Source organism: Spirillospora sp. NPDC049652, assembly GCF_040675125.1.
GTDB lineage: Bacteria > Actinomycetota > Actinomycetes > Streptosporangiales > Streptosporangiaceae > Spirillospora.
Genome location: NZ_JBFAOF010000026.1, coordinates 1 through 23,131, shown reverse-complemented (window position 1 = coordinate 23,131; position 23,131 = coordinate 1). Strand labels below are relative to the sequence as shown.

Sequence of the window (23,131 nt, the reverse complement as noted above, 5' to 3'; positions counted from 1 at the left end):
GGACTACACGATCGGCTGCAAGCGCGTCCTGCTGTCCAACGACTACTACCCGGCGCTGACCCGCGACAACGTCGAGCTCGACACCTCCGGCGTGGTCGAGGGTGACGGCGTCGTCGTCCTGCGAGAAGCCGACGACCTCATGCCCCCTCCGGATCTCCAGTCGGCGCGGACCTGCTGAACGAGGGCCCGGGCTTCGTCGTCGGCGGCCCGGCCCGCTCGGGCCGCTCCACGACGCTGCGCACGATCGTCGAGTCGCTGCTGGACCCGGCGGTCGCGGGCGGGCTGGTCCCGGTCGTCCTGGTGACGCCGCGCCGGTCGCCGCTGCGGATGCTCGCCGGGCGGCGCGGCGTCCTCGGCCTGCTCACCGCCGACTCCACCGCCGAGGACCTGGAGGACGCGATCGGCGACGAGCACCGCTACGCGGTGGTCGTGGACGACGCCGAACTGCTCGACGAGACCGAACTCGACGACGCCCTGCGGGACGTCCTGCGCACCGCCCGCGACGGCGAGCACGCCCTCGTCATCGGCGGCACCACCGAGGACCTGGGACGCGGCTACCGCGGTTTCATCGCCGACGCGCGCCGCTCGCGCTCGGGCGTCCTGCTGTCGGTGGACTCCCCCGACGACGGCGACCTGTTCGGCCTGCGCCTCCCGCGCAACGCGTCCCTGGGCGGCCCCGCCGGGCGCGGCCTGTTCGTCCGGCAGGGCGCGACCACGCAGATCCAGGTGGCCCTCCCGCCGCCCCTGAACGGTTGACGCCACCGGGGCCGGAAAGGGGTCAGCGGGTTTCCGGGGGCGGGAAGAGGACGGCCTCCGCGTGCTTGGTGTCGCAGTACTCGCGGACGGCGGCGATCTTCCCGTCCCGGACGGTGTAGACGCCGATGCAGCGGTTGTCGTAGCGGTCGCCGCGAACGGTGACGCCCCGGGCCGTCCACTCCGCCACGACCTGGTCGCCCTCGGCGACCACGCCGGTGAGGACGACCTCGGGCGGCGCGGCGAACGCGCCGGCGGTGACGCCGCCGAGGAAGTCGTTGACGATGGCGTCCCGGCCCTTCCACGTGCCGCTGATCGGGGTGTCCCCGGGATACGTCCAGGTGGCGTCGTCGGCGAAGCTGGCGACGATCACCGCCAGGTCGCCCGCGGCGACGGCCTCGACGTACCGGACGACGGTCTCCTTGGGGGTCATGGTCGTTCCCTTCCTATTCGAGAGCACTGCTCTTGACTATGAGCGCCGTTCGCGAGAGCATTGCTCTCGCAAGGACGCGAGATCCACATCACGGACGCCGGAGGTCCACATGCTCACCATCGCCAAGGGCGCCAACCTGGCCGTGATGTTCTTCCTGGAGCTCGGCGCGCTGGCCGCCGTCTGCTACTGGGGCTTCAAGCTCGACTCCAACTGGGCCGTCCGGATCGTCGCCGGGCTCGGCGCGCCGATCGCGATGGGCACGCTGTGGGGCCTGTTCGCGGCGGGCGGCGGCGAGAACGCCACCTACGCCCTGCACGGCATCGCCCGCGCCGCCTTCGAGATCGCCTGGTTCGGCACCGCCGCGGTCGCGCTCTACGCGGCCGCCGCGGTGACCCCCGCCCTGGTCTTCGCCGCCGTCTACGCCGTCAACGCGATCCTCCGCCTCACCTGGAAGCAGTAGGACGGCGGCGGGGCCGAGACGCGGGGCCGGGACACCGACCCGCGCCGGGGCCCCGGCGGACGGCCCGGTCGCCTCGTGCGGCCGGGCCGCTCACGTTCCGACCGTCAGGACGGCGTTGCCGCGGACGCGACGGCCGCGCAGGTCGCCGAGGACGGTCGCGGTGTCCGCCCAGCCGGCGACGCGTCCGATCTCCGGATGGAGCCGGCCGGACGCGACGAGCCGGACGAGCGTCGCCAGGTCGGCGGCGTCCGGGACGTCGGAGTCGGCGTAGTGGAAGTGCCGGATCGTCCCCGACTCGGGCCCGTCGAAGAACCGGAAGAAGTCGAGCGTGACCGGGGTGCGGCTCGCCTGGCCGAACCAGATCAGCGTCCCTCGCCGGACCAGCTTCGCGAGCGCGGCCGGGAGGTTCGCGCCGCCCGTCGATTCGAGGACGAGGTCGAACGGGCCGTCCGCGGACGCCACGTCGGGGACGACATGCGCGCCGAGTCCCGCGAGCCGCTCGCCACGCCGCGAGACCGCGGTGACCCGCGCGCCCGCCGCCGTCGCGAGCTCGGTGACGTAATGCCCCACCCCTCCGGACGCGCCGGTCAGCAGGATCCGCAGGCCGGCCACGGCGCCGGCCGTCCGCAGCAGGCGCAGCGCCGTCAACCCCGCCAGCGGCAACGCCGCGGCCGTCTCCGCCGCGACGTCGTCCGGCAGTTCCGCCAGTGATGCGGTGCGGACGGCCACACGCTCGGCCCAGCCTCCGCCCAGCGGATGCGCGACCACGCGCGTCCCCTCGCGCGGACCCGAGCCGTCGGCGGCGGCCCGGACGACGCGTCCGGCGACGTCCTTGCCGGGGGCCCACGCCGTGCCCGCCTCCAGCTTGAAGATCTCGCCCCGGTTCACCGAGAACGCCTCGACCTCGACCACCGCCTCGTCCGGACGCGGGTCCGGTTCGGCGCGGTCGCCGAGGACGACGAGTTCGTCCGGGCGGCCGGTCGGCTGCAACGCCTTCACGGTCGGCTCCTCTCGCTCGGTCCCGCCGGGCTGTCGTCCCGGCCGTTGTCACAGTCCAGCGCGCGCGGTCCGCCCCGGGCCAACAGCCGCCGGACGACCTTGACAACCGGTGGTTGTCGGACAAGGTGGGACGCGTGGACCTGGACCTAGCGCAGGTGCGCGCCTTCGTCACCACCGTCGATACGCGGCACTTCGGACACGCCGCCGCCGAGCTCGGCCTGACCCAGCAGGCGCTGTCCAAGCGCATCGCCCGGCTGGAGACGCTCCTCGGCACGCGACTGCTCGAACGCGGGCACGGCGGCGTGGAGCCCACGGCCGCCGGGCACCGCTTCCTCGCGCCGGCCCGCCGGGCCCTCGCCACAGCGGACGCCGCCGTCTCCGCCGTCCGGGACGACGCCGGGCCGCTGCGCGTCGACGTGTGGGGCCACCTGTACGACCCGTCCCGCACCTTGAGCGAGGTCATCGACGACGTCCCGCCGATCGAACTCGGCCGGGCACGTGACCTGCCCGCCGTCTTCTCCGCGCTGCTGCGCGGCGAGGCCGACGCCGCCTTCGGACGCGTCCACCGGACAGGGCAGCCGCGCGAGGACGAACTGACCCGCCGCGTCGTCCGGCTGGAACCGGTGGACGCCCTCATCTCCGAGGACCACCCGCTCGGCCGCGCCGAGCAGCTCCGGCCCGCCGATCTGCGCGACGCCCGGCTCGTGTTCCCGGCGGCCGCCGACCGGCTCGACTTCCTCCGCCACTTCGCGGACGCGTTCGGTGTCCGGGACCGCGTCGAGGTGGTCAACCTCGGCGCGGGACGGCTGCTCGCCGAACTGCGCGACACCCCCGGCGCGTTCACCCTCTTCCCGGCCGACGCGCGCCTGCCGGACGTGCCGGGCGTCCGGGCCGTCCCGCTCGCCGACCCCGTTCCGCTGTACGCCTGGTCGCTCCTGTGGGCCGACGCCACCCGCCACCCGCGGCTGTCCGACCTGCTCAGGGCCCTCTCCACACACGGACGGGCGCATCGCTGGCTGGAGTACGACCCGTCCCGCGACTGGCTTCCCGACGAGGACGCCGACGCCCTGTCCCGCCCCTAGACGTCAGAGCGGGGGCGGCGGGAGGCGGCGCAGGACGGTCGTCCAGCCGACCAGCATCGTCCCCGCGGCGAGGACGCCCGCGCCGACGAAGACCGCCCGCGGGTCGTCGCCCGACGCCCGGCTCGCCACGCCCGCCAGCGCCGCGCCGACCGGCGTCACCGCGATGACCAGCGAACGGATCGTCGTCGTGACCCGTCCCATCAGCGCGCGCGGGATCCACGCCTGCCGGGCGCTGCGGTTCACCACGCTCGCCACCGTCACCGCCGCCCCCTGCACCGCGTTCGCCGCCACCAGACCCCACGCGTCCGTGACGACGCCCATCGCGGCCAGCGCCGTCCCGACGCCGACGACACCCGCCGCCACCGCACCCATCGCGCCGAGCCGCCGCGCGAGCACGCCCGCCGCCAGCGCCCCCGCGACACCGCCCACCCCCTCGGCCGCCACCAGCGCAGCGACCGCGTGCGTGGGAAGGCCGAGCGTCACCCGGCCCAGGTAGACGATCAGCGTGTCCACGGCGAGGCACAGGTTCACGGCCACCTGCACCACCGTCACTGCCAGCAGCGGACGGCACCCGACCAGAAACCGCACCCCTTCGGCGAAGTCACGCCCGACCCGTCGCGCGGAACCGGAACCACCCCGTACGCGCGCGGACGGCCTGGCACGGGAAACGGCCAACAGGGACACGCACGAAACGGCGAAGGTCCCGGCATTGAACAGCAGCGCCGTCCCGATGCCCGCCGTCGCCGCGACCAACGCGACAGCCGCGGGCCCCGCGACGGCAGCGAGCTGGGCCGCCGTCTCCATGACCGCGTTCGCGCGCAGCAAGCCCTCATTGGCGAACAGATCCTTCAGGGACGCTCCGAGGGCCGCGTCGAAGAACACCGTCGCGATGCCCGCCACGACGGCCAACGCCAGAACCACGGGCAGCGACGCCGTGCCCGTCCACGCCATCACGGGCAGGGCCACGAACACGCCGGCGCGGACGACATCCGCCACCACCAGGACGTTCCAGGCGTTCCACCGGTCGACGAGCGCCCCCGCCGGGACGCCGACGACCAGGTACCCGATGCCGCGCGGCGCCGCCGCCAACCCGGCCAGCAGCGGATCGCGCGTCAGCCGCAGCACCAGCAGCGGGACGGCCAGCACCGCCAGCCCGTCCCCGAGCAACGACACCGCCTGCCCGCCCAGGAAGACCCGCCGGGCCGCCCCCGTCATTCAGGACGGACGGCCAGGATCCGGAAACTCACCCCGAGGCGTCCGCGCTCGACCTGCTCGACCCGGAACCCCGCGCGACGCAGCATCGGGCGCGGATCGCGGGTCAGGTGGTCCGCCGAGAGCCGAATGATCAGCGGCTCCAGCACGCGCATCAGCATCCGGACGGCGAAGTTCGACGACGGCCCGTGCTCGGCGAGGACGAACCGCCCGCCCGGACGCAGCATCCGGAACGCCTCCCCCACGGCGGCGTCCGCGTCCGGGATCGAGCAGAGCGTGAACGTGGAGACGACCGTGTCGGCGCAAGCGTCGGGCAGGCCGGGGCGCTGCGCGTCCGCGCGCCGCAGCTCGACCCGGTCGCCGAGCTTCCCGTCCTCCACGCGCTCCCGCGCGACCGCCAGCATCGCCTCCGACAGGTCGAACCCAACCACGGACACGACCTCCTCCGGGTAGAGCGGCAGGTTCAGCCCCGTCCCGACGGCGATCTCCACGACCCGTCCGGCCGCGCGCCCGGTCACCCACGCGCGGCTGCCCGGGAACAGCAGCCGCTCGCAGGTCGCCATCTGCCGGTCGTACCGCTCCGCGATGGCGTCGAACACCTCCAGCACGCGCTCGTTGGTGGTCCGCACCCGACCCTCACCTCCGCGCCCGGCGATCGCGGGCTCGCCCCGATCGTCCACCCGAAGCCGCCGCGGCGCACGAGCGGACCCGCGGGCGGACGTGTCCGCGCAGGCAGTCCGGGCTTGCCGAAACCGGCCACTAGGGTGTCGGAATGTTCTGGAAGGGTCCGACCCGCCGCATCGTCGCCGGCGAGACGGTGGCCGGCGTCTGGTGCCACGTCTGGACGACGCGCCACTCCACTCCCCGCCCGTACGTCGAGGACCTCTTCGTCTTCGCCGACGGCCTCATCAGCTGCGACGGCGGCATGGACCTGGACGGCCTCCGCCGCCGCCTCGCGGACGGACGCATCCTTCTCCGCGACCCCGACCTGCCCGCGCCACCCGCCGAACCCGAGGGTCCGCGCTGGTCGGCGCGCTATCCCGAGCCGCTCACCGCCGACGGCTTCGTCGCCGAGGTCATGGACCAGATCGAGAAGCTGAACGACCGCCCGACGACGTCCGACCGCTGCCACGACGCGATCCGCCGCTGGCAGCGCGAACCGACGGAAGCCAACCGGCGGCTCGTCCGGGACGCCTATCTCGCCGTCCCGCCGCACGAGCGCGTCTTCCTCCTCGGCGACATGGACCGCCAGGACATCCCCCTACGGCAGCTCACCACCGACCCCGGCCGACCCGTCTGCGGCGACGGCCCAATCGCCACCGAGGAGATGTACCTCCAGGTCAAGGAGTACTTCGACGCCGGCGACCGGGGCGAGGACACCTTCCGCGCGAAGATCGCCCTGCGGCACGCGGACGACCCCGCCCCCACCCCCGCGATCACTCTGCACGAAGGCGGCGGGGTGCTGCGCAACGAGTCCCCGTCCCCGATCACCTACCGCGGGCAGACCTACCGGACGGTCCTGCACGCCTACTGGGCCCAGGCCGTGGCCGCCCCCGGAGACCACGACCTGGTCCGCGACACGGAAGACCCCCGCGACGCGCAGGAACTCGGCGGCTCACGCCCGCTGCACCCCGACTGGCCCGCCCGCCGCGTCGCGGTCATGACCGAGATCCTGCGCGCGAAGTTCGCCCAGCACCCCCCGATGGCCGCGACCCTGCTGGCCACCGGGGACGCCCCCCTCAGCTACACCGGCTACTCCGAGTCCCCGTTCTGGACCGACCGGGGACCCCGCGGAGGCCGCAACTGGGCGGGCCGCCTGCTGGAACTCGTCCGCTCCGAACTGGCCGCTCAACCGCCCAGCTGAGCCCGCAGCGCCGCCGTGAACCACTCGGTCACCGGCGACAGATCCGGCTGCGCCGGCCACCCGTTGATCTTCCCGAGCAGCGCCCAGTACCGCGCGGCCCGCGGATCGGCCGCCGCCTCCAGCCGCCGCAGGACGCTCCGCCGGTACTCCGGCGAGTCCACCGCGCCGAACGTCTCGGCGTACCGCGCGATCAACCCGTCCACCACCGGCCCGGCCTCCGCCGCCCCGGGCGCGATCCCCGCCTCCCGCGCCGCGCCGACCCGCTCGACGACCACCTGCGTCAGCTCGTGGTGCAGCTCCGTCTCGTCACTCTCCGCCTGCTGCTCGGCCATCCTCCGCACCGACGCGCGGAAGTCCTCGTCCCGCACCAGGTCGGCCAGCTCGATCCACGCCTCGACCTGCTCGGGCTCCGGGTCGTCCGGCAGCTCCGGCATCGCGCTCCGCATCATCGCGAGGAACGCCGGATTCCCGTCCAGCCCGCCGAACGTCGCGTCGATGAACTCGTGGATGATCGCGTTCCGCTCCTCGGCGGACAACCGCGCCAGCTCATGCATGATCTTCAACTCCTCAGGGTCGGATCCGCGCCTGGCCACCGCACGCAGCACCGCACGCCGCAACCGCAACGTCCGGATCTGCGTGTCCAACGCCTCGGCGTGCACCGCCGCGATCTCGGGCAGGGTCACACCCCGCTCCAGCAACCGCCGGACGGTCGCCAGATCCACCCCGAGATCCCGCAGCGTCCGCACCAGCTCCAGCCGAGCCAGCGCGCGCACGTCGTACAGCCGGTGACCGGCGTAGGTACGTCGCGCAGGGGGCACCAGCCCCTCATCCGAGTAGAACCGCACGGTCTTCACCGACAACCCGGTGCGCCGCGCCAACTCCCCGATCGAGAAGACCAGTTCCTCTGCCATGCCCCAACCCTGCGGCCTCCAGTAACTGGAGACGCAACCCCGTTCCTCAGCCGCGCTTCTTCCGGCCGAACAGGAAGTACGCCAGCGGCCCCACGAAGTTCACGAACGCCGCCGTCCGCCACAACCGCTTGGACCCCCGGACCTCCTCGTCCGCCCGCCGCCGCAGATCCACCAGCGTCGCGATGGCCAACCCCCACTGCGCCACCGTCGCCCCCACGATCACCCGCCGCTTCCCCGGGCTCAACTCTCCCCACGACCTCTTCTCGTCCACCGCACCTCCACTCCCCGGCCCCGCCTCACCTCGGACGCGGCGTACACCGATGAATCTCCCCGAACCTCCTCTCCGCAATCCGCATGAACGCGATCATGTCCGCCACCGCATCCCGCCCCCGAACCACCCCCGCAAAATCAATACTGATCCACGGCCGGCTCGCGTTACAAGCGAAAGCCGCGATCACAAGGTTCTTTCTGCCCGCGACTCCGCCGTCCGGTGCGACCACAGCAAATCCAGTCCCCAGCTGATTGGGAAGTGTCCGAGGTGAATGCGCTTCCCAATTAGCGAACTGTCCAGCAACCACACGATCCGCTTGATTGAATGACCAGGTCATCCCCAGGAGGGCTTCGCCAGTAGAAGCGATACCTAAGCACAGACCATTGCCGACCTGCTTCCCGTCCCACGCGGTGCGCAGCGACCCGGCGGGCGCTCCTACCGCCCGCCGAAACGCGTTCTCTGGAACCAGGTCACATATGTATGGTCCTCCGTCAGACACTTGGGCCAATGCGTCCCCGGCATTTCGAGGGCGACTTTGATCGTGCGAACAAGAACCTGTCAATAGAGCGGCAGCGACGATCACACGAGTAATCCTCATCCGAATCAACCCGTAAAACTTGGCGGCAAATGATCTCCATCTTTGCCGTTGAAATGACCTGCCACTTCCTTCTGCCCCTGCTCCACTGTAGAGCGCATCACATTGTCCGCAGAATCCAAACGGGCATGAACCGTGGCCCATCTCAGGAAAGCCGAAAGCTGCTCCCCGTCGAGTGAGCTCAACGACTTCACCTTCGGGTGCGACTCATCCGTTGCGAAAGACCTACCGCGCAAATCATCGCCCGCGAATTCTCGGTGTTCTGCCATTGAGGAGGCGATCATTTGGGCGAAGAGGCGTTGGACGGCTTCGGTGTTGCTCTTGGGGGCGAGGAGGGCCGGGTCGGGCTTCTCGGCCAGGCGTTGGGTGATCCAGTTTTCGAGGGCGGTCGTGAGCCTGCCGGTGACCTTGGCGCCCACGGCGTCCCCTCCGGGAACCTTCTCGGCGGCCTTGCCGTAGAGGGAGGTGACCGGGATGAGGCCGACCAGTTCGTTCACGTGCTGGCTCAGCTCCGCGTTCACCGCGTCAAGGCGTGCTTTCTCGGCCTGGACGGTCCGCGTTCGCGCCTCTACCAGGCGGCCGAACATCCACCCCTCGGCGGGAAGGATGTCCTCCAGGTTTCTGGTGAGGTCGCCCCCGGCGGCGACGGCACCGTCCACGGCGATGCGAGCGTGGACGATCTCGGCTTTCAGAAGAGTGTCGTACGCGTTCGCGTTACGGCAGACGTCGAGCAGCACGTAATCCAGATCGCCGTTCTCAAGTCCGGACGCGTCGGGCGCGGTCGTGTAGTGGAAGTACCGGTAGACGGAGTGCAGCTCTCCCATATGACGGGCCAGCACGTCCGCCATGACGGGACGCAGAGCGGAAAGGTCCGACGCGGCGTCGCCGTCCACCTGCATCTTGTTCTGAACAACATCGGGCTTGAAGTATGCGCGGGCGTTGTCGGCGAGCGCCTTGGCCGCTTGGAGGGCGATGGTCTTGGAGACTTCGTCTTGGCCTGTGGCGGCTGTGCGGAGGGCGTTGCCCAGGGCTTTGCCGTGGTCGGTTCTGCCCCAGTCCTGGCGTAGGTCGTGGATGAGGTAGTAGAGGTCGGAGTCTTTCTTGATGGCGGCGTCTTTGGGGGCGAAAGGGCCGTGCCAGCCTGTCAGGAGGGACTGGGCGGCATCGCGGCCCGAGTGCGCGGCAGTCTCAAGGAGGGGCGAGAGGATTTCGCGTTGCGGTGGGGGGCCGCCCTGGCGGCCGAGGAGGGCGTTGTTCTCGCGGACGACCTTGGTGGTTCCGGCGTCAAGGGCATTGCCCAGGTGGAAGTAGCCACTGAGGTCGGTGACGACGTTCGGGGAGTTCTTTCGCTGCTCCCGGTCGTAGGCGATCATGTCGTGGCCGACGACGCGGAAGAACGCCGAGGAGAATCGGGCGTCGCCGCTCGCGCCCAGCAGGGTCGAAATGGCCTGGTAGCCGTCGACCTGGTTGGCGGGGGGTGCTTGCGGCGGGAAATGGGAGCGGCCCGTCGCGCGGAGTTGGTTCAGGAACTGGTCGCCCAGGTAGCCCTTGCTCTGCGGGTCGGTCGTGTAGGACAGCGCGCGGGCGAGGACGGAGAGGGCGCCGCGCGCCTTGGCCGCGTCGGCGTTGATGCGGCCGTCGCTGACGTTGTTGAGGCTTCCGTCGGCGGGTTCGAGGTTCATGTCGCCGGCGAGCTGTTTGGCGAGCGCGAGGGGGATGCCGACGAGGTCGTCCGTGCCGAGGGAGGCCATCAGCGCCTTCGCGAACGCCGGGGTGACGTCCTCGGGACGGATGCGGTTCAGTTCGTCCCAGGCGGAGCGGTCTCCGGCGGCGGCCCGGCGGAGGACGTCGGCGACGCGGGTGCCCTCGTAGTGGGCGACCTGGTCGGTGAAGCGGTCCGGGAGGGTCAGGTAGGTGCCGTCCAGGCCGCAGAGTCTGGGCGCGCCGGGCTGGCGGTCCATGTCGTGGGCCAGCAGGTTGCGGCGGCGCAGGTCGGACGCGGCGTCGGTGGCCCAGGCGGCCAGGCGGCGGATCTCCAGCGCGGGGGCGGTGGAGACCCCGGCGGCGTTCAGGGTCTGCCAGAGCTGGTCGGCCAGCGTGGCGAGGGCGGGAGCGGCGCGCGTCATCTGGCGGGTCATCTGCTCGAACTCGGCCAGCTTCACGCCGCAGGTGTCGGGGCTGAGCCAGGCGTCGCCCATCAGAAGACCGGCATGTTCGACTTGTCGCGGAGCAGCTGGACCGCCTTGGCGAGCTGGGCCTGCAGGCGGCGTTCGGCGTCCTCCAGGCGGGAGGCGAAGCCCGCGGCGGACGTGCCGCCCACCCAGGCGTGGTCTGCCATGGCCTGGCGCGGCCCGGACAGCAGCCGCCAGTGCTCGTCCGAGAGGCTCTGCACCCGGCCGAGGAGCATCCGCAGCTCCAGCGCGTCAGGTCCGCTCATCCTCACCCTCCGTCGTCCCGTGGTCGACTTTCGCACGCGGGGCGGCGCGCGCGACGGCCCGTTCCTGGATCGTGACTCCGTGTCGCGACGCATGTCCCGACATGTCTCGTGGAACGGGCGGGTGCGGGGTGTGGCGGGGTGCGGGTCCCGGCCTCGGGGGGATGGGCCGGGACCCGCGGTCCAGGGGGGCCGCGGTCAGCGGGTGGCGGCCTCGATGTTCTGCTGCGAGCGCTTGATGTCCTGGCTGCCCTCCTCGAGGGCGAGCGCCATCTTGTCGAAGGCGGTCTTGGCCTCGGCCCACGCGCTGCGGAAACGGTCCGCGCCCGGCCCCCACCACACCTCGGTGCTGCTGACGGTGCGGCCGTTGAGGTCCTTGATGAGCGCGTCGAGATTCCGGGAGTGCTTGCTGAACATCCGGGACAGGTCTTCGAGTGCCCCGATGCTGGCGCCGCGCTTGTCACCGCTCATGCTTCGACCCTTTCGTCGCTGGTTGCGATCGCTGGGCCACGTCGGACGGTCGCCGCCTCGCCGTGGCGCGTTCTCCGGGCCCCGAAGAATATGCCCGCCAGCCTACGCCCCACCGATCACCGGAAGCCAGACGCACAACGGTCTTCCCGCACCGTTTGGCACCCATTCCGACTGGCTTGGGCTGGCCGGATCCGGCCAGTGGAACGGTTTACGGCGTGTTCCTCCGCCGCATTCTGACCCATCTCTTGACGCGCGGCCGGAGCAGGCGAAATGCCCATTCGCGCGTCCCGGGCGATCAGAAGGACGGCGGCGTCAGGGTGATCGGCGGGATGACGGGGACCGGCACCGGCGGCGGCGTGGTCGTCGGCGGCGCCGGCGTCGAGGGCGTCGCCGAGCCGGACGGCGCGGACGGCGTCGCGGTCGGACTCGACGGCGACGGGCTCGGCGTCGTCTCCGTCGGGGACGGCGAGGGGTCGGGCGTCACCGGGCCCGGCGCGGGCGGCTCGGGCGGCTCGGGCGTGGGGCTCGGCTCCGGCGGGGACGGCTCGTCCGTCGGCTCCGGGTCGTTCATCGGGTGCGCCTTCGGGTCGGTGACGCGCTCCCCCACCAGGACGAGTTGCTCGCCCCGCCGCTCGAACTCGAACCGGCGGCGGACCGACTGCTCGATCCGCCCGTCCCCGTAGCTGAGGTCGGTGTGCTCGGTGACGTCCAGCGTGATGTGGTCGCCGTGCCGGACCGCGCGGTCGGCGGACAGCCGCGTCTTCGCGGCGACGTACGCGGGGCCGCCGGGGACGGGCGCGCGGTTGCGGTTCGCCAGCTCCCGGACGGCGCGTTCCTGGTTCTCGGCCAGGTCCGGGGAGATCTTGACGCCGAGGACCTCGGTCGGGGCGCGCCGGTCCTGGCGGCGCCGCTCGACGAGCGACTGCGAGCGGAAGTCCAGCAGGGCGCTCGCGGCGACGGTGAGCTGCCGGGTGGTGTCGGCGTCCACGGACGGGCGGCTCGGCCGCGCCGAGGACGGCACCGCCACGCAGCATGCCAGCGCGGCCAGCAACACCGCCCGCGACCAGTGCCGAACCATGCGTCTCCCTGCGAAACTCCGCGGATCCCCGCAGAAGATACACCGGTTGATCACGTGCCCGGGAGACCCGTTTCGGGCGGACGGAATGAAAACCGTTCCCGTGGGGTTATACGGGGCGTCCGCGATGCGGGTGGGGCGAACCACCCAGCTCCTCACGGGCCACTGACCACCCGTCCACCCTGGAGGCGACCATGAAGCAGAGCATCCACCCCGAGTACCGGCCGGTCGTGTTCCGCGACCGCGGCGCCGACTTCGCGTTCCTGACGCGCTCCACGGTCCTGTCGTCCCAGACGGTGACCTGGGAGGACGGCAACACCTACCCGGTCGTGGACGTCGACGTCTCGGCGGCCAGCCACCCGTTCTACACGGGCCGCAACCGCCTGGTGGACGAGACGGGGGCCGTCGAGAAGTTCAACCGCCGGTACAAGCGCGAGCAGTGAGGGCACACCCCGCCACCCCGGGGAGCCGAAGCCGCGCACAGCAGCACCGAGAGCCCTCGGCCATCAACGTCCGAACGGACCCGATGGCCGAGGGCTCTCCCATGCCCGCGGACAACCCCCACCAGCCCAGTCCCCGCCCCAGAAGTGCAGGGCATAGCTCTGCGCACGGGATAGGCCTCGAACGCCAGCCCGAGTCCGCGCTGCCCGGAACAGCGCGGGGTCCGGAACCGACCGTCTCCTTCCGGCGCCTTGGCGGCGTGGTCTTTGAGATTGCGGTCGGGTGTTCAGGCGATTCCGTGGCGGTGGGGGCCGTCGGCTACTGAGGCGGCTCTGGGAGCGGTGTGGGAAGGGGTGTCGTTGAGCGCTTCGGGTGGGCGGCGAGTGGGCGCTCACCTTGGGGAAGGCGGTTGGGGAGGGCGGGTTAGTGAATGCTCACTCTTCGCTGGTGAGTGCTCACTGACCCTGGCTCGGAGAGGAGCGCGGCACCTCGGGGTTGCTGGGAAGTCGGAGGCGGATCGTCCTGGTTCGGGCGCATAAGGAGGGGCTTACCGTCGGCGGGCCCGGGACACTTATCTAGACTGCGCGTGCGAGTCGAGGGAGGGAACCACGTGCGCAAGGTCCTGATCGCCAACCGCGGGGAGATCGCGGTCCGTATTGCCCGTGCCTGCCGTGACGCCGGGTTGACCAGTGTCGCGGTGTACGCCGAGCCGGACTTGGACGCCCTGCACGTTCGGGTGGCGGACGAGGCGTACACGCTGGGCGGCACCACCGCCGCCGAGTCCTATCTGGACATCGGGAAGCTGCTGCGCGTCGCCGCCGACTGCGGCGCGGACGCCGTCCACCCCGGATACGGCTTCCTGGCGGAGAACGCCGACTTCGCCGCGGCCGTCGAGGACGCCGGGCTGACCTGGATCGGCCCGCCCCCGGCGGCGATCACGGCGCTCGGCGACAAGGTGCAGGCCCGGCACATCGCGCAGAAGGTCGGCGCGCCGCTGGTCGCGGGCACCAAGGACCCGGTGTCCGGCGCGGACGAGGTCGTCGCGTTCGCCGAGGAGCACGGCCTGCCGATCGCGATCAAGGCGGCGTTCGGCGGCGGCGGGCGCGGCCTGAAGGTGGCCCGCGAGCTGGGCGAGGTCGCCGAACTGTACGAGTCGGCCGTCCGCGAGGCGGTCGCGGCGTTCGGGCGCGGCGAGTGCTTCGTCGAGCGCTACCTCGACAGGCCCCGGCACGTCGAGACCCAGTGCCTGGCCGACAAGCACGGCAACGTGGTCGTGGTGTCCACGCGCGACTGCTCGCTGCAGCGCCGCCACCAGAAGCTCGTCGAGGAGGCCCCGGCCCCCTACCTTTCCGACGAGCAGGTCGAGCTGCTCTACAACTCGTCCAAGGCGATCCTGCGCGAGGCCGGCTACGTGGGCGCGGGCACCTGCGAGTTCCTCGTCGGGCAGGACGGCACGATCTCGTTCCTGGAGGTCAACACCCGTCTGCAGGTCGAGCACCCCGTCACCGAGGAGGTCGCCGGGGTCGACCTCGTCCGCGAGATGTTCCGTATCGCCGACGGCGAGGAGCTCGGTTACGGCGACCCGGTCCTGCGCGGCCACTCCATCGAGTTCCGGATCAACGCCGAGGACGCGGGCCGCGGCTTCCTGCCCGCCGTCGGGACGCTGACCGACTGGCAGCCGCCGTCGGGCCCGGGCGTCCGGCTCGACTCCGGGTACGTGAAGGGCCAGACCGTCCCGCAGCAGTTCGACTCGCTGATCGCCAAGCTGGTCGTCAGCGGGGCGACCCGGCGGCAGGCGGTCGAGCGGGCGCGCCGGGCCCTGGACGAGTTCGTCGTGGACGGCATGCCGACCGTCCTGCCGTTCCACCGCCGGGTGCTGGACGACCCGGCCTTCGTCCCCGCCGACGACGAGACCCACTTCTCCGTCCACACCCGGTGGATCGAGACCGAGTTCGACAACGACATCGCGCCGTTCACCGCCCCGCCCGCCGAGGAGGGTGAGGGCGCCGAGTCCCGCGAGACCGTCACCGTCGAGGTCGGCGGGAAGCGCATCGAGGTCACGCTGCCGTCCTCGCTGGGCGTTTCCGCGGCCCCCGCGGCCGCCAAGGCGGGCCCGGCCCGGCGGCGCGGCGGCAAGAAGTCCGGAGCGGCCGCCCAGGCGTCCGGCGACGCCCTGGTCTCGCCCATGCAGGGCACCATCGTCAAGATCGTCGCCGAGGACGGCGCGACCGTCGCCGCGGGCGACACCCTCGTCGTCCTCGAGGCCATGAAGATGGAGCAGCCGCTCACCGCCCACAAGGCCGGCACCGTCACCGGCCTCTCCGCGGCCGTCGGCCAGACCGTGTCCAGCGGCGCCGTCATCTGCGAGATCAAGGACTCCTGAACCACGTCCCGGTCCGGAGGTGCGCGGCGAGGCCCACCTGCTCGGCGCGCACCTCCCCGGCCCCGGACGCCGATGTAGGCCGGTAGAGATGTCCCGCCCGGCCTCGATCGAGCGAACTTCCTTTGGTTTCGGACCGCCCTTCAGCCGTCGGACGCTGGGTTCCGCGATCCCCGGACGTGTCGGCCGTGACGGACGTCCCAGGCTCAGACCTGCGTGTGTGGTCGTCCCTCGCCGCCCGGACCCCGGCGAACGGCGACGGCGACGGCGGCTCCGCCCCTCACTCACAACCTCGCACCGTCCGCTGCAGAGGCCGCGCCTCCGGATACCGGGCAGCGGACGAACACATACCTGCGGTGTTTGCACTTAGGTGTGCGTTGGCAGGTAGGTCTCCTCTTCCTGTTTCAGCACCCAGGATGCTCCCGGAACCTCTGACGTGGCGTGAGCGTTGCCCACGGCCGCTGCGGCCACTCGTTCCCCACCCGCAGGCTGTTGTCGCGTACCTGTCGTCCATGTGGCCGTACAGGGCCTCCCCCGCGTGCGTATGGGCGGGGAAGAGCGGCGCGGAGGCGGAGGCGACGGCGTTTGTCGGCCAGCCGAAGTGTGTGGCGTTGTGGGCTTGGGCTTGTGCCCCCGGCGACCGGATTTGGTGACCCTGGCGGAGACCGGTGTGGGCGGGCTTGTGAGGGCTTGTCTGGTCTCGGTGCGGCTGGGGTCGAGGCTTCGGGCTGGGCTCAAGGGGCCGGAGGGGCCGGGTGTTCGGGTCGCGTGGGCTGGTTTCTTCGCGGGAAGGGAACCGGAGGGCGGGTTCAGGGGTTGAATGAGGAGAGTGTGACGAAGGTCTCAGCGGTTCCCGGGGAGTTGGTGGCGGGGGCGGAACGTCCATGCGGCTGAGCTCGTCTTATCCAGCAAGGAGGCACACTGAGAATCATGAGATCCGATAACAGGCCACGGCGTACGGCCAGGCGTGGTGTTTTCGCGGCGGGAGTCGCCGTACTGACCGTCCTGCTGGTGAGTCTGTGGGGGACGGGGGCCCGGGCGGACGACTCACCGAGTCAGATCGCCAAGGGCCTGATGAGCTCACGCGTGTACGTGGACAGCAGCGTCGCCTCTCAGGTCTCGTCGTCCGACGTGGCCGAGATGAACGCGGCTCTCAACAAGAACTCCAAGGCGGACATCCGGGTCGTCGTCACCGACAGCAACAACTCGCAGTCCGGGACGGTCGCGGCGCTGAAGGCCGTCGCCACCCGGGTGGACAAGGGCAAGGTCTACGTCGCGATCGCGGCGGACGGCAAGCACATGCTGGCCCTCACCAAGAAGGGCTCCTACCTGTCGGCGAAGGACGCCAACAAGCTGGTGTCCCAGGTGTCCGGCGAGCCGCTGAAGCAGCGGGTGATCGACTTCTCCGACCGGGCCGAGAAGAAGGCCGCCGACAAGGAGAAGGCCGGCACCGTCGGCGCCTTCGTGCTGCTGGGCGTGCTGGTCCTGGTCGTCGCGGGCGCCATCGCGGCGTTCGTGGTGGTGCGCAAGCGCCGCCGCACCCGCCGCGAGCGGGAGATGGCCGACCTCAAGCGCGGCGTCGAGGAGGACGTGACCAGGCTCGGCGAGGACATCGCCGCCCTCGACCTCAACGTCATGGACCCGAGCCTCGACGCCGGGGCCAAGTCCGAGTACGAGCAGGCGATGAACTCCTACGACGCGGCGAAGACGGCCACCGAGCGCGCCGCCCGTCCGGAGGACATGCAGGGCGTCACGACCGCGCTGGAGGACGGCCGCTACCACATGACCGCCTGCCGCGCCCGGCTGAACGGCGAGCCGGTGCCCGAGCGGCGCGCGCCCTGCTTCTTCAACCCGCAGCACGGCCCGTCCGTCCAGGACGTCATGTGGGCCCCGGTCGGCGGCGCGCCGCGGTCGGTCCCGGCCTGCGCGGCCGACTCCCAGGCGGTGCTGAGCGGCGGGCAGCCCGACGTCCGCATGGTGCCCTACGGTGACGGACGCCGTCCCTACTGGGACGCGGGGCCCGCCTACGCGCCCTACGCGGGCGGCTACTACCAGTCCTACGGCGGCATGGACCTGCTGTCCGGGATGATGATCGGAACCATGCTCGGCTCGATGATGGGCGGCGGCTGGGGCGGTCACCACGACGTCATGAGCGGTGGCGGCGACGGAGGGTTCGGCGGCTTCGGCGGCGACTCCGGCGACGCCGGCGGCGGCTGGGACTTCGGCTCCGGCGACTTCGGCGGTGGCGGCGACTGGGGCGGCGGAGGCGACTGGTAGCCCGTCCCGCCGGCGGCTGACCCGTCTCGCGACCGGTCGTCCGCCTCTCCCGACCACCAAGATCCGGCCCGCGTCCTCCAAGGACGCGGGCCGGACCCGTTCACGTCCCCTCCCGCTCGTCTACACCTGGATCGGGCGGTGCGGAGGGCCGCGCGGGCGGGCACATAGTCTTTGGCGGGATGGATGGGACGACCATGACACGTCTGCCGGGTGACCCCGGCCCGATGGGGCAGGTGCGGTACGCGCTGGGGTTCCGGCTGCCGCCGGAGAACCGGGAGTGGGTGCGGCACGACCTCACGGACGCGGGCTGGCGGACCCGGCTGCTCCTGCGGCACGTCGCGTTGATGGTCCCGATCTGCCTGGCGCTCGGCCTGCTGCCCGGCCCGTTGTGGCTGCGGGGCATGGTCGCGCTGCTGGCGTTCCTGGCCAGCACGCTGACCGTCGCCGTCAGCGCGGACGACCTCCGCCGCGCGCGCCTGCACCGCCACGGCCTCGAAGACCCGCGCGGCGAGCCCCGCCGCTGACCTCCGGCACGGCGGCTCAGCCGCCCAGGAGCCCGATGCGGACGCCACGCCGTCGCGTCCTTCGCGCCCGAACAGGGAGACCCTCGCCGCCTGGCCCGGTGAGAGCACCAACGCGGAACGGCCCGCCTCCGAAGAGGCGGGCCGTTCCGCGTGACGTGAGCCCGCGTTCCGCTCGCTGCGGATCAGAAGGCGTGTTCGGACATCAGACGGCGGGACGCCTCGGTGATCGAGCCCGACAGCGACGGGTAGACGGCGAAGGTGTGGGCCACCTGGTCGACCGTGAGGTGCTGCTGGACGGCCAGGGAGACGCCGAGGATCAGCTCGGACGCGCGCGGCGCCACGATGACGCCGCCGAGGACGATCCCGGTGGACGGGCGGCAGAACAGCTTCACGAAGCCGTCCTCGAAGCCCTGCATCTTGGCGCGCGCGTTGGTGAACAGCGGCAGCATGACCGTGCGGGCGTTGACCTCGCCGGTGTCGACCATGTGCTGGGTGACGCCGACGGAGGAGACCTCGGGGTCGGTGAAGATGTTGGACGAGACCCAGCCGAGCTTCAGCGGCTGGACGGCCTCGCCGAGGGCGTGCCACATGGCGATGCGGCCCTGCATGCCCGCGACCGAGGCGAGCATGAGCACGCCGGTGCAGTCGCCGGAGGCGTAGATGTGCGGGACCGACGTCCGGGACACCTTGTCGACCACGACGAAGCCGCGGCTGTCGAGGGTGACGCCGACGTCCTCCAGGCCGATCCCGGACGTGTTGGGGATCATGCCGACGGTCATCAGGCAGTGCGAGCCCTCGATCTTCGTGCCGTCCTCGAGGGTGACGGTCACGCCGTCGCCGGTGCGCTCGGCGCCGGCGGCGCGGGAGCGGGACATGACCTTCATGCCGCGGCGGAGGAAGACCTCCTGCAGCACCGAGGCGGCGTCGGCGTCCTCGGTCGGCAGGATGCGGTCGCGCGAGGAGACCAGGGTGACCTTGGAGCCGAGCGACAGGTAGGCCCCGGCGAGCTCGGCGCCGGTCACGCCGGACCCGACGACGATCAGGTGCTCGGGGAGCTCGGGCAGGTCGTAGAGCTGGCGCCAGGTGAGGATGCGCTCGCCGTCCGGCTCGGCGCTCGGCAGCACGCGCGGGGTGGCGCCGGTGGCGAGCAGGATGATGTCGGCCCGGATGTGCCGGTCGCCGACCGCGACGACGTGCGGCTCGACCAGCCGCGCCTCGCCCCGGACGATCTTGACCTCCTCGTAGGCGAGGCGCTCGGCCACGTCGAACGACTGGGCGCGGGCGAGGTCCTTGACGCGCTTGTTCACCGTGGCGAGGTCGACCTCCAGGCCGCCGACGATGCCGTCCGGGCCGCCGCTGAACCGCAGGCCCAGCGCCGACGACTCGCCCATCACCGCCATCCGGGTGGACGTCGCGATCAGCGTCTTGGACGGCACGCAGTCGGACAGCACGCACGCGCCGCCCGGCCCGTCGCGCTCCACGACGGTCACGTCCGCGCCGAGCTGCGCGGCGACGAGTGCGGCCTCGTAGCCGCCCGGTCCTCCTCCGATGATCACAATGCGCGTCACGTCTCCATTGTTCTGCACGCGCCGCGATGCTCGGACCCCGACCGGGTATGGAGGGGCGTACCCTCGGTGGACGTGGCACTGTACGCGGCGTACGCCTCCAACATGGATCATGAGCAGATGGCGGTCCGGGCCCCGCACTCCCCGATGCGCGGGACGGGCTGGCTGTCCGGCTGGCGGCTGACCTTCGGGGGCCAGGACAAGGGCTGGGACGGGGCGCTCGCCACCGTCGTCGAGGACCGCTTCGAGCAGGTGTTCGTCGTGTTGTACGACGTGCCGTCCTGGGACGAGCAGGAGCTCGACGCGTGGGAGGGCGCGGCGCTCGGCGTCTACCGCAAGACCAGGGTCCGGGTGCACACCCTCGACGGGGACGTGCTGGCCTGGGTCTACGTCCTGGACGACTACGAGGGCGGCCTGCCGTCGGCGCGCTATCTGGGCATCCTCGCCGACGCCGCCGAGAAGGCGGGCGCTCCGGACGACTATGTGAAGGCGCTGCGCGAACGGCCCTGCAAGTCCCTCGGCGACTGACCGGGGCCGGCCGGGCGTCCCCGGTCGGCGGCTCCACTGGCCAGCGGAGGGCCGGCGGAGGGCCGGTCAGGGGCTCCTCGGACGGGTCCGGGAGCCGTTCGACGAGGTGATCTCGGCCGGTAATGTCGGATCGTGAGCAACGACGCTTTTGCGGTGGCCGAGGCCGCCGCACTCGAGATCCGCCGGAAGACCGGGTTCGACGCCTTCGATGTGGCCCTGGTGATGGGGTCGGGCTGGGTCCCGGCGGCGGACGAGCTGGGCGAGCCCGTCGCGGAGATCCCGGTGACCGACCTGCCCGGCTTCGCGGTGCCCGCGGTGGCGGGGCACGCGGGCCGGATCCGGATCGTGGAGGTCGGCGGGCGGCGCTGCCTGGTCTTCCTCGGCCGCACCCACCTGTACGAGGGCCGCGGGGTCGACCCGGTCGTGCACGGCGTCCGGACGGCGCTGGCCGCCGGGGTCCGCACGGTGGTGCTGACGAACGCGGCGGGCGGGCTGCGGCCCGAGACCCAGTCGGTCGGCGACCCGGTGCTGATCTCCGACCACCTCAACCTGACCGGCGCGAACCCGCTGACCGGCGCGACGTTCCTGGACCTGACCGAGGCGTACTCCAAGCGGCTGCGGGGGCTGGCGCTCGCCGCCGACCCGACGCTCGCCGAGGGCGTGTACGCGGCGTTCCGCGGCCCGACGTACGAGACCCCGGCGGAGATCCGGATGCTCCGCACGATGGGCGCGGACATGATCGGCATGTCGACCGTCCTGGAGACGATCGCGGCGCGCCAGGGCGGCGCGGAGGTGCTGGGCATCTCGCTGGTCACCAACATCGCGGCCGGGCTGAGCGACAAGCTCCTCGACCACCAGGAGGTGCTGGAGGCCGGCCGCGCCGCCGCCTCCCGCATGGGCCGCCTGCTCGCGGACGTCCTGGCCAAGGCATGACGGGCGCGGAGACCTCGCTGCGGGAGCGCGCGGAGGCCTGGCTCGCCCAGGACCCCGACCCCGAGACGCGCGCCGAGCTGTCGGCGCTGCTGGACGACGAGGCCGCGCTGCGTGACCGGTTCGGCGCCCGGCTGGAGTTCGGGACGGCCGGGCTGCGCGGCGAGCTGGGCGCGGGCCCGAACCGGATGAACCGGGTGACGGTGATGCGCGCGGCGGCCGGGCTGGCGGCGCGGCTGCCTGCCGGGTCCGGTGTGGTGATCGGGTTCGACGCGCGGCACAACTCGCGCCGGTTCGCCGAGGACACCGCCGCCGTCGTGACCGGGGCGGGGCTGCGCGCCTGGCTGATGCCGGGGCCGCTGCCGACGCCGGTGCTGGCGTTCGCCGTCCGGCACCTGGGCGCGGCGGCCGGGGTGATGGTCACCGCCAGCCACAACCCGCCGCGCGACAACGGCTACAAGGTGTACTGGTCGGACGGCGCGCAGATCGTCCCGCCGGTGGACCGGGAGATCTCCGACGCGATCGACGCGGTCGGGCGGGTGGACGAACTGCCGCTCGGCGAGGGCTGGACGGTGCTCGGCGACGAGATCGTCGAGGCGTACCTGGACGCGCTCGCCGTGCTGCCGGTCGCGGACGCCGCCGGGCTGAAGGTCGCCTACACGCCGATGCACGGCGTCGGGCGGGACGTCCTGCTGCGGGCGTTCGAGCGGGCCGGGATCCCGGCGCCCGCCGTGGTCGCCGAGCAGGCCGAGCCCGACCCCGACTTCCCGACCGTCGCCTTCCCGAACCCGGAGGAGCCGGGCGCGATGGACCTCGTCCTCGCGCTGGCCGCCCGCACCGGCGCCGACCTGGTGGTCGCGAACGACCCGGACGCGGACCGGCTCGCGCTCGCCGTCCCCACCCGGGACGGCGGCTGGCGGGCGCTGACGGGCGACGAGGTGGGCGGGCTGCTCGCCGAGCACGTCCTGCGGCACACGTCGGGCGACGACCGCCTGGTGGTCACGACGATCGTGTCGTCCTCGCTGCTCGGCGCGGTCGCGCGCGGGCACGGGGTGCGGTTCGCCGAGACCCTCACCGGGTTCAAGTGGATCATGAAGGCGGAGGGCCGGCTGGTCTTCGGCTACGAGGAGGCGCTCGGCTACAGCGTCGGCGCCGGGGACGGCGTGATCGTCCACGACAAGGACGGCGTCAGCGCCGCCGTCGCCGCCGCCGCGCTCACCGCCGAGGCGCGCCGGGACGGCCGGACGCTGCTCGACCTGCTGGACGACCAGGCCCGCCGGTACGGGCTGCACGCCACCGCGCAGCTGTCGATCCGCGTGGACGACCTGTCGCTGATCACCGGCATGATGGCCCGGCTGCGCGCCGAGCCGCCCAAGGAGCTGGCCGGACGCCCGGTGGAGGCGGTCGACGACCTCGCCCGGGGCGCGGACGGCCTGCCGCCGACCGACGGCCTGCGGTTCCGGCTGGACGGCGCGCGCGTCGTCGTCCGGCCGTCCGGGACGGAGCCGAAGCTGAAGTGCTACCTGGAGGTCGTCCACGAGGTCGGAGACGACGTGGACGCGGCCCGGGAGCGCGCCGCCGCCGACCTCCAAGCACTCCGCAAGGCCCTGGCGGACCTGCTCGCCTAGAGGACGCCAGCCAATACCAGCAGGACGATAGGTACGGCCAGGGACGCCAGGGCCACCGGGGACCACGAGACGGTCCCGGTCGTGGCGTCCTCGGCGCTCTTGGGCCGCTCCCGCTCGGCGATCTCGTTGAGCTGGTCGATCGCGAACAGCGTGGGCGTGCGGCCCTTCAGGGCGGTCGCCGCGCCCTTCGGCAGCTTCGCGGCTTCCCGCTGGGTGCGCGCCTCGGCCTTGGCGGCGGCGCGCGGCGAGGTCTGCAGGACCCAGGCGCGCATGGACCGCTCCGCGCCGCCGGCCTGGG

The 23,131-nt window shown here is 72.3% G+C and carries 22 protein-coding genes and 1 pseudogene; 11 read left to right on the top strand and 12 right to left on the bottom strand.

Annotation, left to right across the window (positions count from 1 at the left end):
• Positions 1–300 precede the first annotated feature (300 nt).
• Positions 301–756, top strand: a complete 456-nt coding sequence (locus AB0J52_RS03910; protein ID WP_500180050.1) for a hypothetical protein — start codon at positions 301–303, stop codon at positions 754–756.
• Positions 757–778: 22 nt separating this feature from the next.
• Here the strand turns inward: AB0J52_RS03910 and AB0J52_RS03905 are convergent, their stop codons facing one another.
• On the bottom strand, positions 779–1,186 hold the full coding sequence (locus AB0J52_RS03905; RefSeq protein ID WP_500180049.1) for a nuclear transport factor 2 family protein: 408 nt from the start codon (positions 1,184–1,186) through the stop codon (positions 779–781).
• Between the two features lie 109 nt (positions 1,187–1,295).
• Here AB0J52_RS03905 and AB0J52_RS03900 point away from each other — a divergent pair, with 109 nt between their 5' ends.
• Complete coding sequence (locus AB0J52_RS03900; RefSeq protein WP_500180048.1) at positions 1,296–1,646, top strand: YrdB family protein; 351 nt, start codon at positions 1,296–1,298, stop codon at positions 1,644–1,646.
• A gap of 90 nt (positions 1,647–1,736) precedes the next feature.
• On the opposite strand, the gene AB0J52_RS03895 is transcribed toward AB0J52_RS03900, so the two are convergent.
• Positions 1,737–2,645: a zinc-binding dehydrogenase gene (locus AB0J52_RS03895; protein ID WP_500180047.1), complete on the bottom strand. Its 909-nt coding sequence runs from the start codon at positions 2,643–2,645 to the stop codon at positions 1,737–1,739.
• 134 nt (positions 2,646–2,779) lie between these two features.
• Between AB0J52_RS03895 and AB0J52_RS03890 the strand changes: the two genes are divergently transcribed.
• On the top strand, positions 2,780–3,727 hold the full coding sequence (locus tag AB0J52_RS03890) for a LysR family transcriptional regulator (RefSeq protein ID WP_500180046.1): 948 nt from the start codon (positions 2,780–2,782) through the stop codon (positions 3,725–3,727).
• A 3-nt stretch (positions 3,728–3,730) separates the two neighbouring features.
• Here the strand turns inward: AB0J52_RS03890 and AB0J52_RS03885 are convergent, their stop codons facing one another.
• Positions 3,731–4,942: an MFS transporter gene (locus tag AB0J52_RS03885; RefSeq protein WP_500180045.1), complete on the bottom strand. Its 1,212-nt coding sequence runs from the start codon at positions 4,940–4,942 to the stop codon at positions 3,731–3,733.
• Complete coding sequence (locus tag AB0J52_RS03880) at positions 4,939–5,568, bottom strand: class I SAM-dependent methyltransferase (RefSeq protein ID WP_500180044.1); 630 nt, start codon at positions 5,566–5,568, stop codon at positions 4,939–4,941. The genes AB0J52_RS03885 and AB0J52_RS03880 overlap by 4 nt, the downstream gene beginning before the upstream one ends.
• 143 nt (positions 5,569–5,711) lie before the next feature.
• Here AB0J52_RS03880 and AB0J52_RS03875 point away from each other — a divergent pair, with 143 nt between their 5' ends.
• Complete coding sequence (locus AB0J52_RS03875; protein ID WP_500180043.1) at positions 5,712–6,803, top strand: NADAR family protein; 1,092 nt, start codon at positions 5,712–5,714, stop codon at positions 6,801–6,803.
• On the opposite strand, the gene AB0J52_RS03870 is transcribed toward AB0J52_RS03875, so the two are convergent.
• The 6 genes from AB0J52_RS03870 to AB0J52_RS03845 form a co-directional block, all read right to left on the bottom strand.
• A complete protein-coding gene (locus AB0J52_RS03870; RefSeq protein ID WP_500180042.1) occupies positions 6,788–7,714 on the bottom strand; it encodes a MerR family transcriptional regulator in 927 nt (308 codons plus the stop codon). The genes AB0J52_RS03875 and AB0J52_RS03870 overlap by 16 nt on opposite strands.
• 46 nt (positions 7,715–7,760) lie before the next feature.
• Positions 7,761–7,985 (bottom strand): PLD nuclease N-terminal domain-containing protein, encoded by a 225-nt coding sequence (locus tag AB0J52_RS03865; RefSeq protein WP_500180041.1) that lies wholly within the window; start codon positions 7,983–7,985, stop codon positions 7,761–7,763.
• Between the two features lie 603 nt (positions 7,986–8,588).
• Positions 8,589–10,778: a hypothetical protein gene (locus AB0J52_RS03860; RefSeq protein WP_500180039.1), complete on the bottom strand. Its 2,190-nt coding sequence runs from the start codon at positions 10,776–10,778 to the stop codon at positions 8,589–8,591.
• Positions 10,778–11,017: a hypothetical protein gene (locus AB0J52_RS03855; protein ID WP_500180038.1), complete on the bottom strand. Its 240-nt coding sequence runs from the start codon at positions 11,015–11,017 to the stop codon at positions 10,778–10,780. The genes AB0J52_RS03860 and AB0J52_RS03855 overlap by 1 nt, the downstream gene beginning before the upstream one ends.
• 195 nt (positions 11,018–11,212) lie before the next feature.
• Complete coding sequence (locus AB0J52_RS03850; protein ID WP_117361367.1) at positions 11,213–11,485, bottom strand: WXG100 family type VII secretion target; 273 nt, start codon at positions 11,483–11,485, stop codon at positions 11,213–11,215.
• A gap of 295 nt (positions 11,486–11,780) precedes the next feature.
• On the bottom strand, positions 11,781–12,563 hold the full coding sequence (locus tag AB0J52_RS03845; RefSeq protein WP_500180037.1) for a hypothetical protein: 783 nt from the start codon (positions 12,561–12,563) through the stop codon (positions 11,781–11,783).
• Between the two features lie 191 nt (positions 12,564–12,754).
• On the opposite strand from AB0J52_RS03845, the gene AB0J52_RS03840 reads away from it, so the two are divergent.
• The 4 genes from AB0J52_RS03840 (at position 12,755) to AB0J52_RS03825 (ending at position 18,182) form a co-directional block, all read left to right on the top strand.
• Positions 12,755–13,003 (top strand): type B 50S ribosomal protein L31, encoded by a 249-nt coding sequence (locus tag AB0J52_RS03840; protein ID WP_500180036.1) that lies wholly within the window; start codon positions 12,755–12,757, stop codon positions 13,001–13,003.
• A gap of 608 nt (positions 13,004–13,611) precedes the next feature.
• On the top strand, positions 13,612–15,384 hold the full coding sequence (locus AB0J52_RS03835; protein ID WP_500180035.1) for an acetyl/propionyl/methylcrotonyl-CoA carboxylase subunit alpha: 1,773 nt from the start codon (positions 13,612–13,614) through the stop codon (positions 15,382–15,384).
• A gap of 1,008 nt (positions 15,385–16,392) precedes the next feature.
• Positions 16,393–17,658, top strand: a complete 1,266-nt coding sequence (locus AB0J52_RS03830) for a hypothetical protein (RefSeq protein ID WP_500180034.1) — start codon at positions 16,393–16,395, stop codon at positions 17,656–17,658.
• A 194-nt stretch (positions 17,659–17,852) separates the two neighbouring features.
• Positions 17,853–18,182, top strand: coding sequence for a DUF5313 family protein (locus AB0J52_RS03825; protein WP_500180033.1), 330 nt, complete (start codon positions 17,853–17,855; stop codon positions 18,180–18,182).
• Between the two features lie 182 nt (positions 18,183–18,364).
• Here AB0J52_RS03825 and AB0J52_RS03820 read toward each other — a convergent pair whose 3' ends face one another.
• Positions 18,365–19,750, bottom strand: coding sequence for an NAD(P)H-quinone dehydrogenase (locus AB0J52_RS03820; protein ID WP_500180032.1), 1,386 nt, complete (start codon positions 19,748–19,750; stop codon positions 18,365–18,367).
• Positions 19,751–19,822: 72 nt separating this feature from the next.
• Here AB0J52_RS03820 and AB0J52_RS03815 point away from each other — a divergent pair, with 72 nt between their 5' ends.
• The 3 genes from AB0J52_RS03815 to AB0J52_RS03805 all read left to right on the top strand — a co-directional run bounded on the left by AB0J52_RS03815 (position 19,823) and on the right by AB0J52_RS03805 (position 22,833).
• On the top strand, positions 19,823–20,275 hold the full coding sequence (locus AB0J52_RS03815) for a gamma-glutamylcyclotransferase family protein (protein ID WP_500180031.1): 453 nt from the start codon (positions 19,823–19,825) through the stop codon (positions 20,273–20,275).
• Between the two features lie 132 nt (positions 20,276–20,407).
• Positions 20,408–21,208, top strand: a complete 801-nt coding sequence (locus tag AB0J52_RS03810; RefSeq protein ID WP_500180030.1) for a purine-nucleoside phosphorylase — start codon at positions 20,408–20,410, stop codon at positions 21,206–21,208.
• Entirely contained in the window at positions 21,205–22,833 is a 1,629-nt protein-coding gene (locus tag AB0J52_RS03805; RefSeq protein ID WP_500180029.1) for a phospho-sugar mutase, read from the top strand. The genes AB0J52_RS03810 and AB0J52_RS03805 overlap by 4 nt, the downstream gene beginning before the upstream one ends.
• On the opposite strand, the pseudogene AB0J52_RS03800 reads toward AB0J52_RS03805, so the two are convergent.
• Positions 22,830–23,131, bottom strand: a pseudogene (locus tag AB0J52_RS03800) (PH domain-containing protein); the annotation flags it as partial. The gene AB0J52_RS03805 and the pseudogene AB0J52_RS03800 overlap by 4 nt on opposite strands.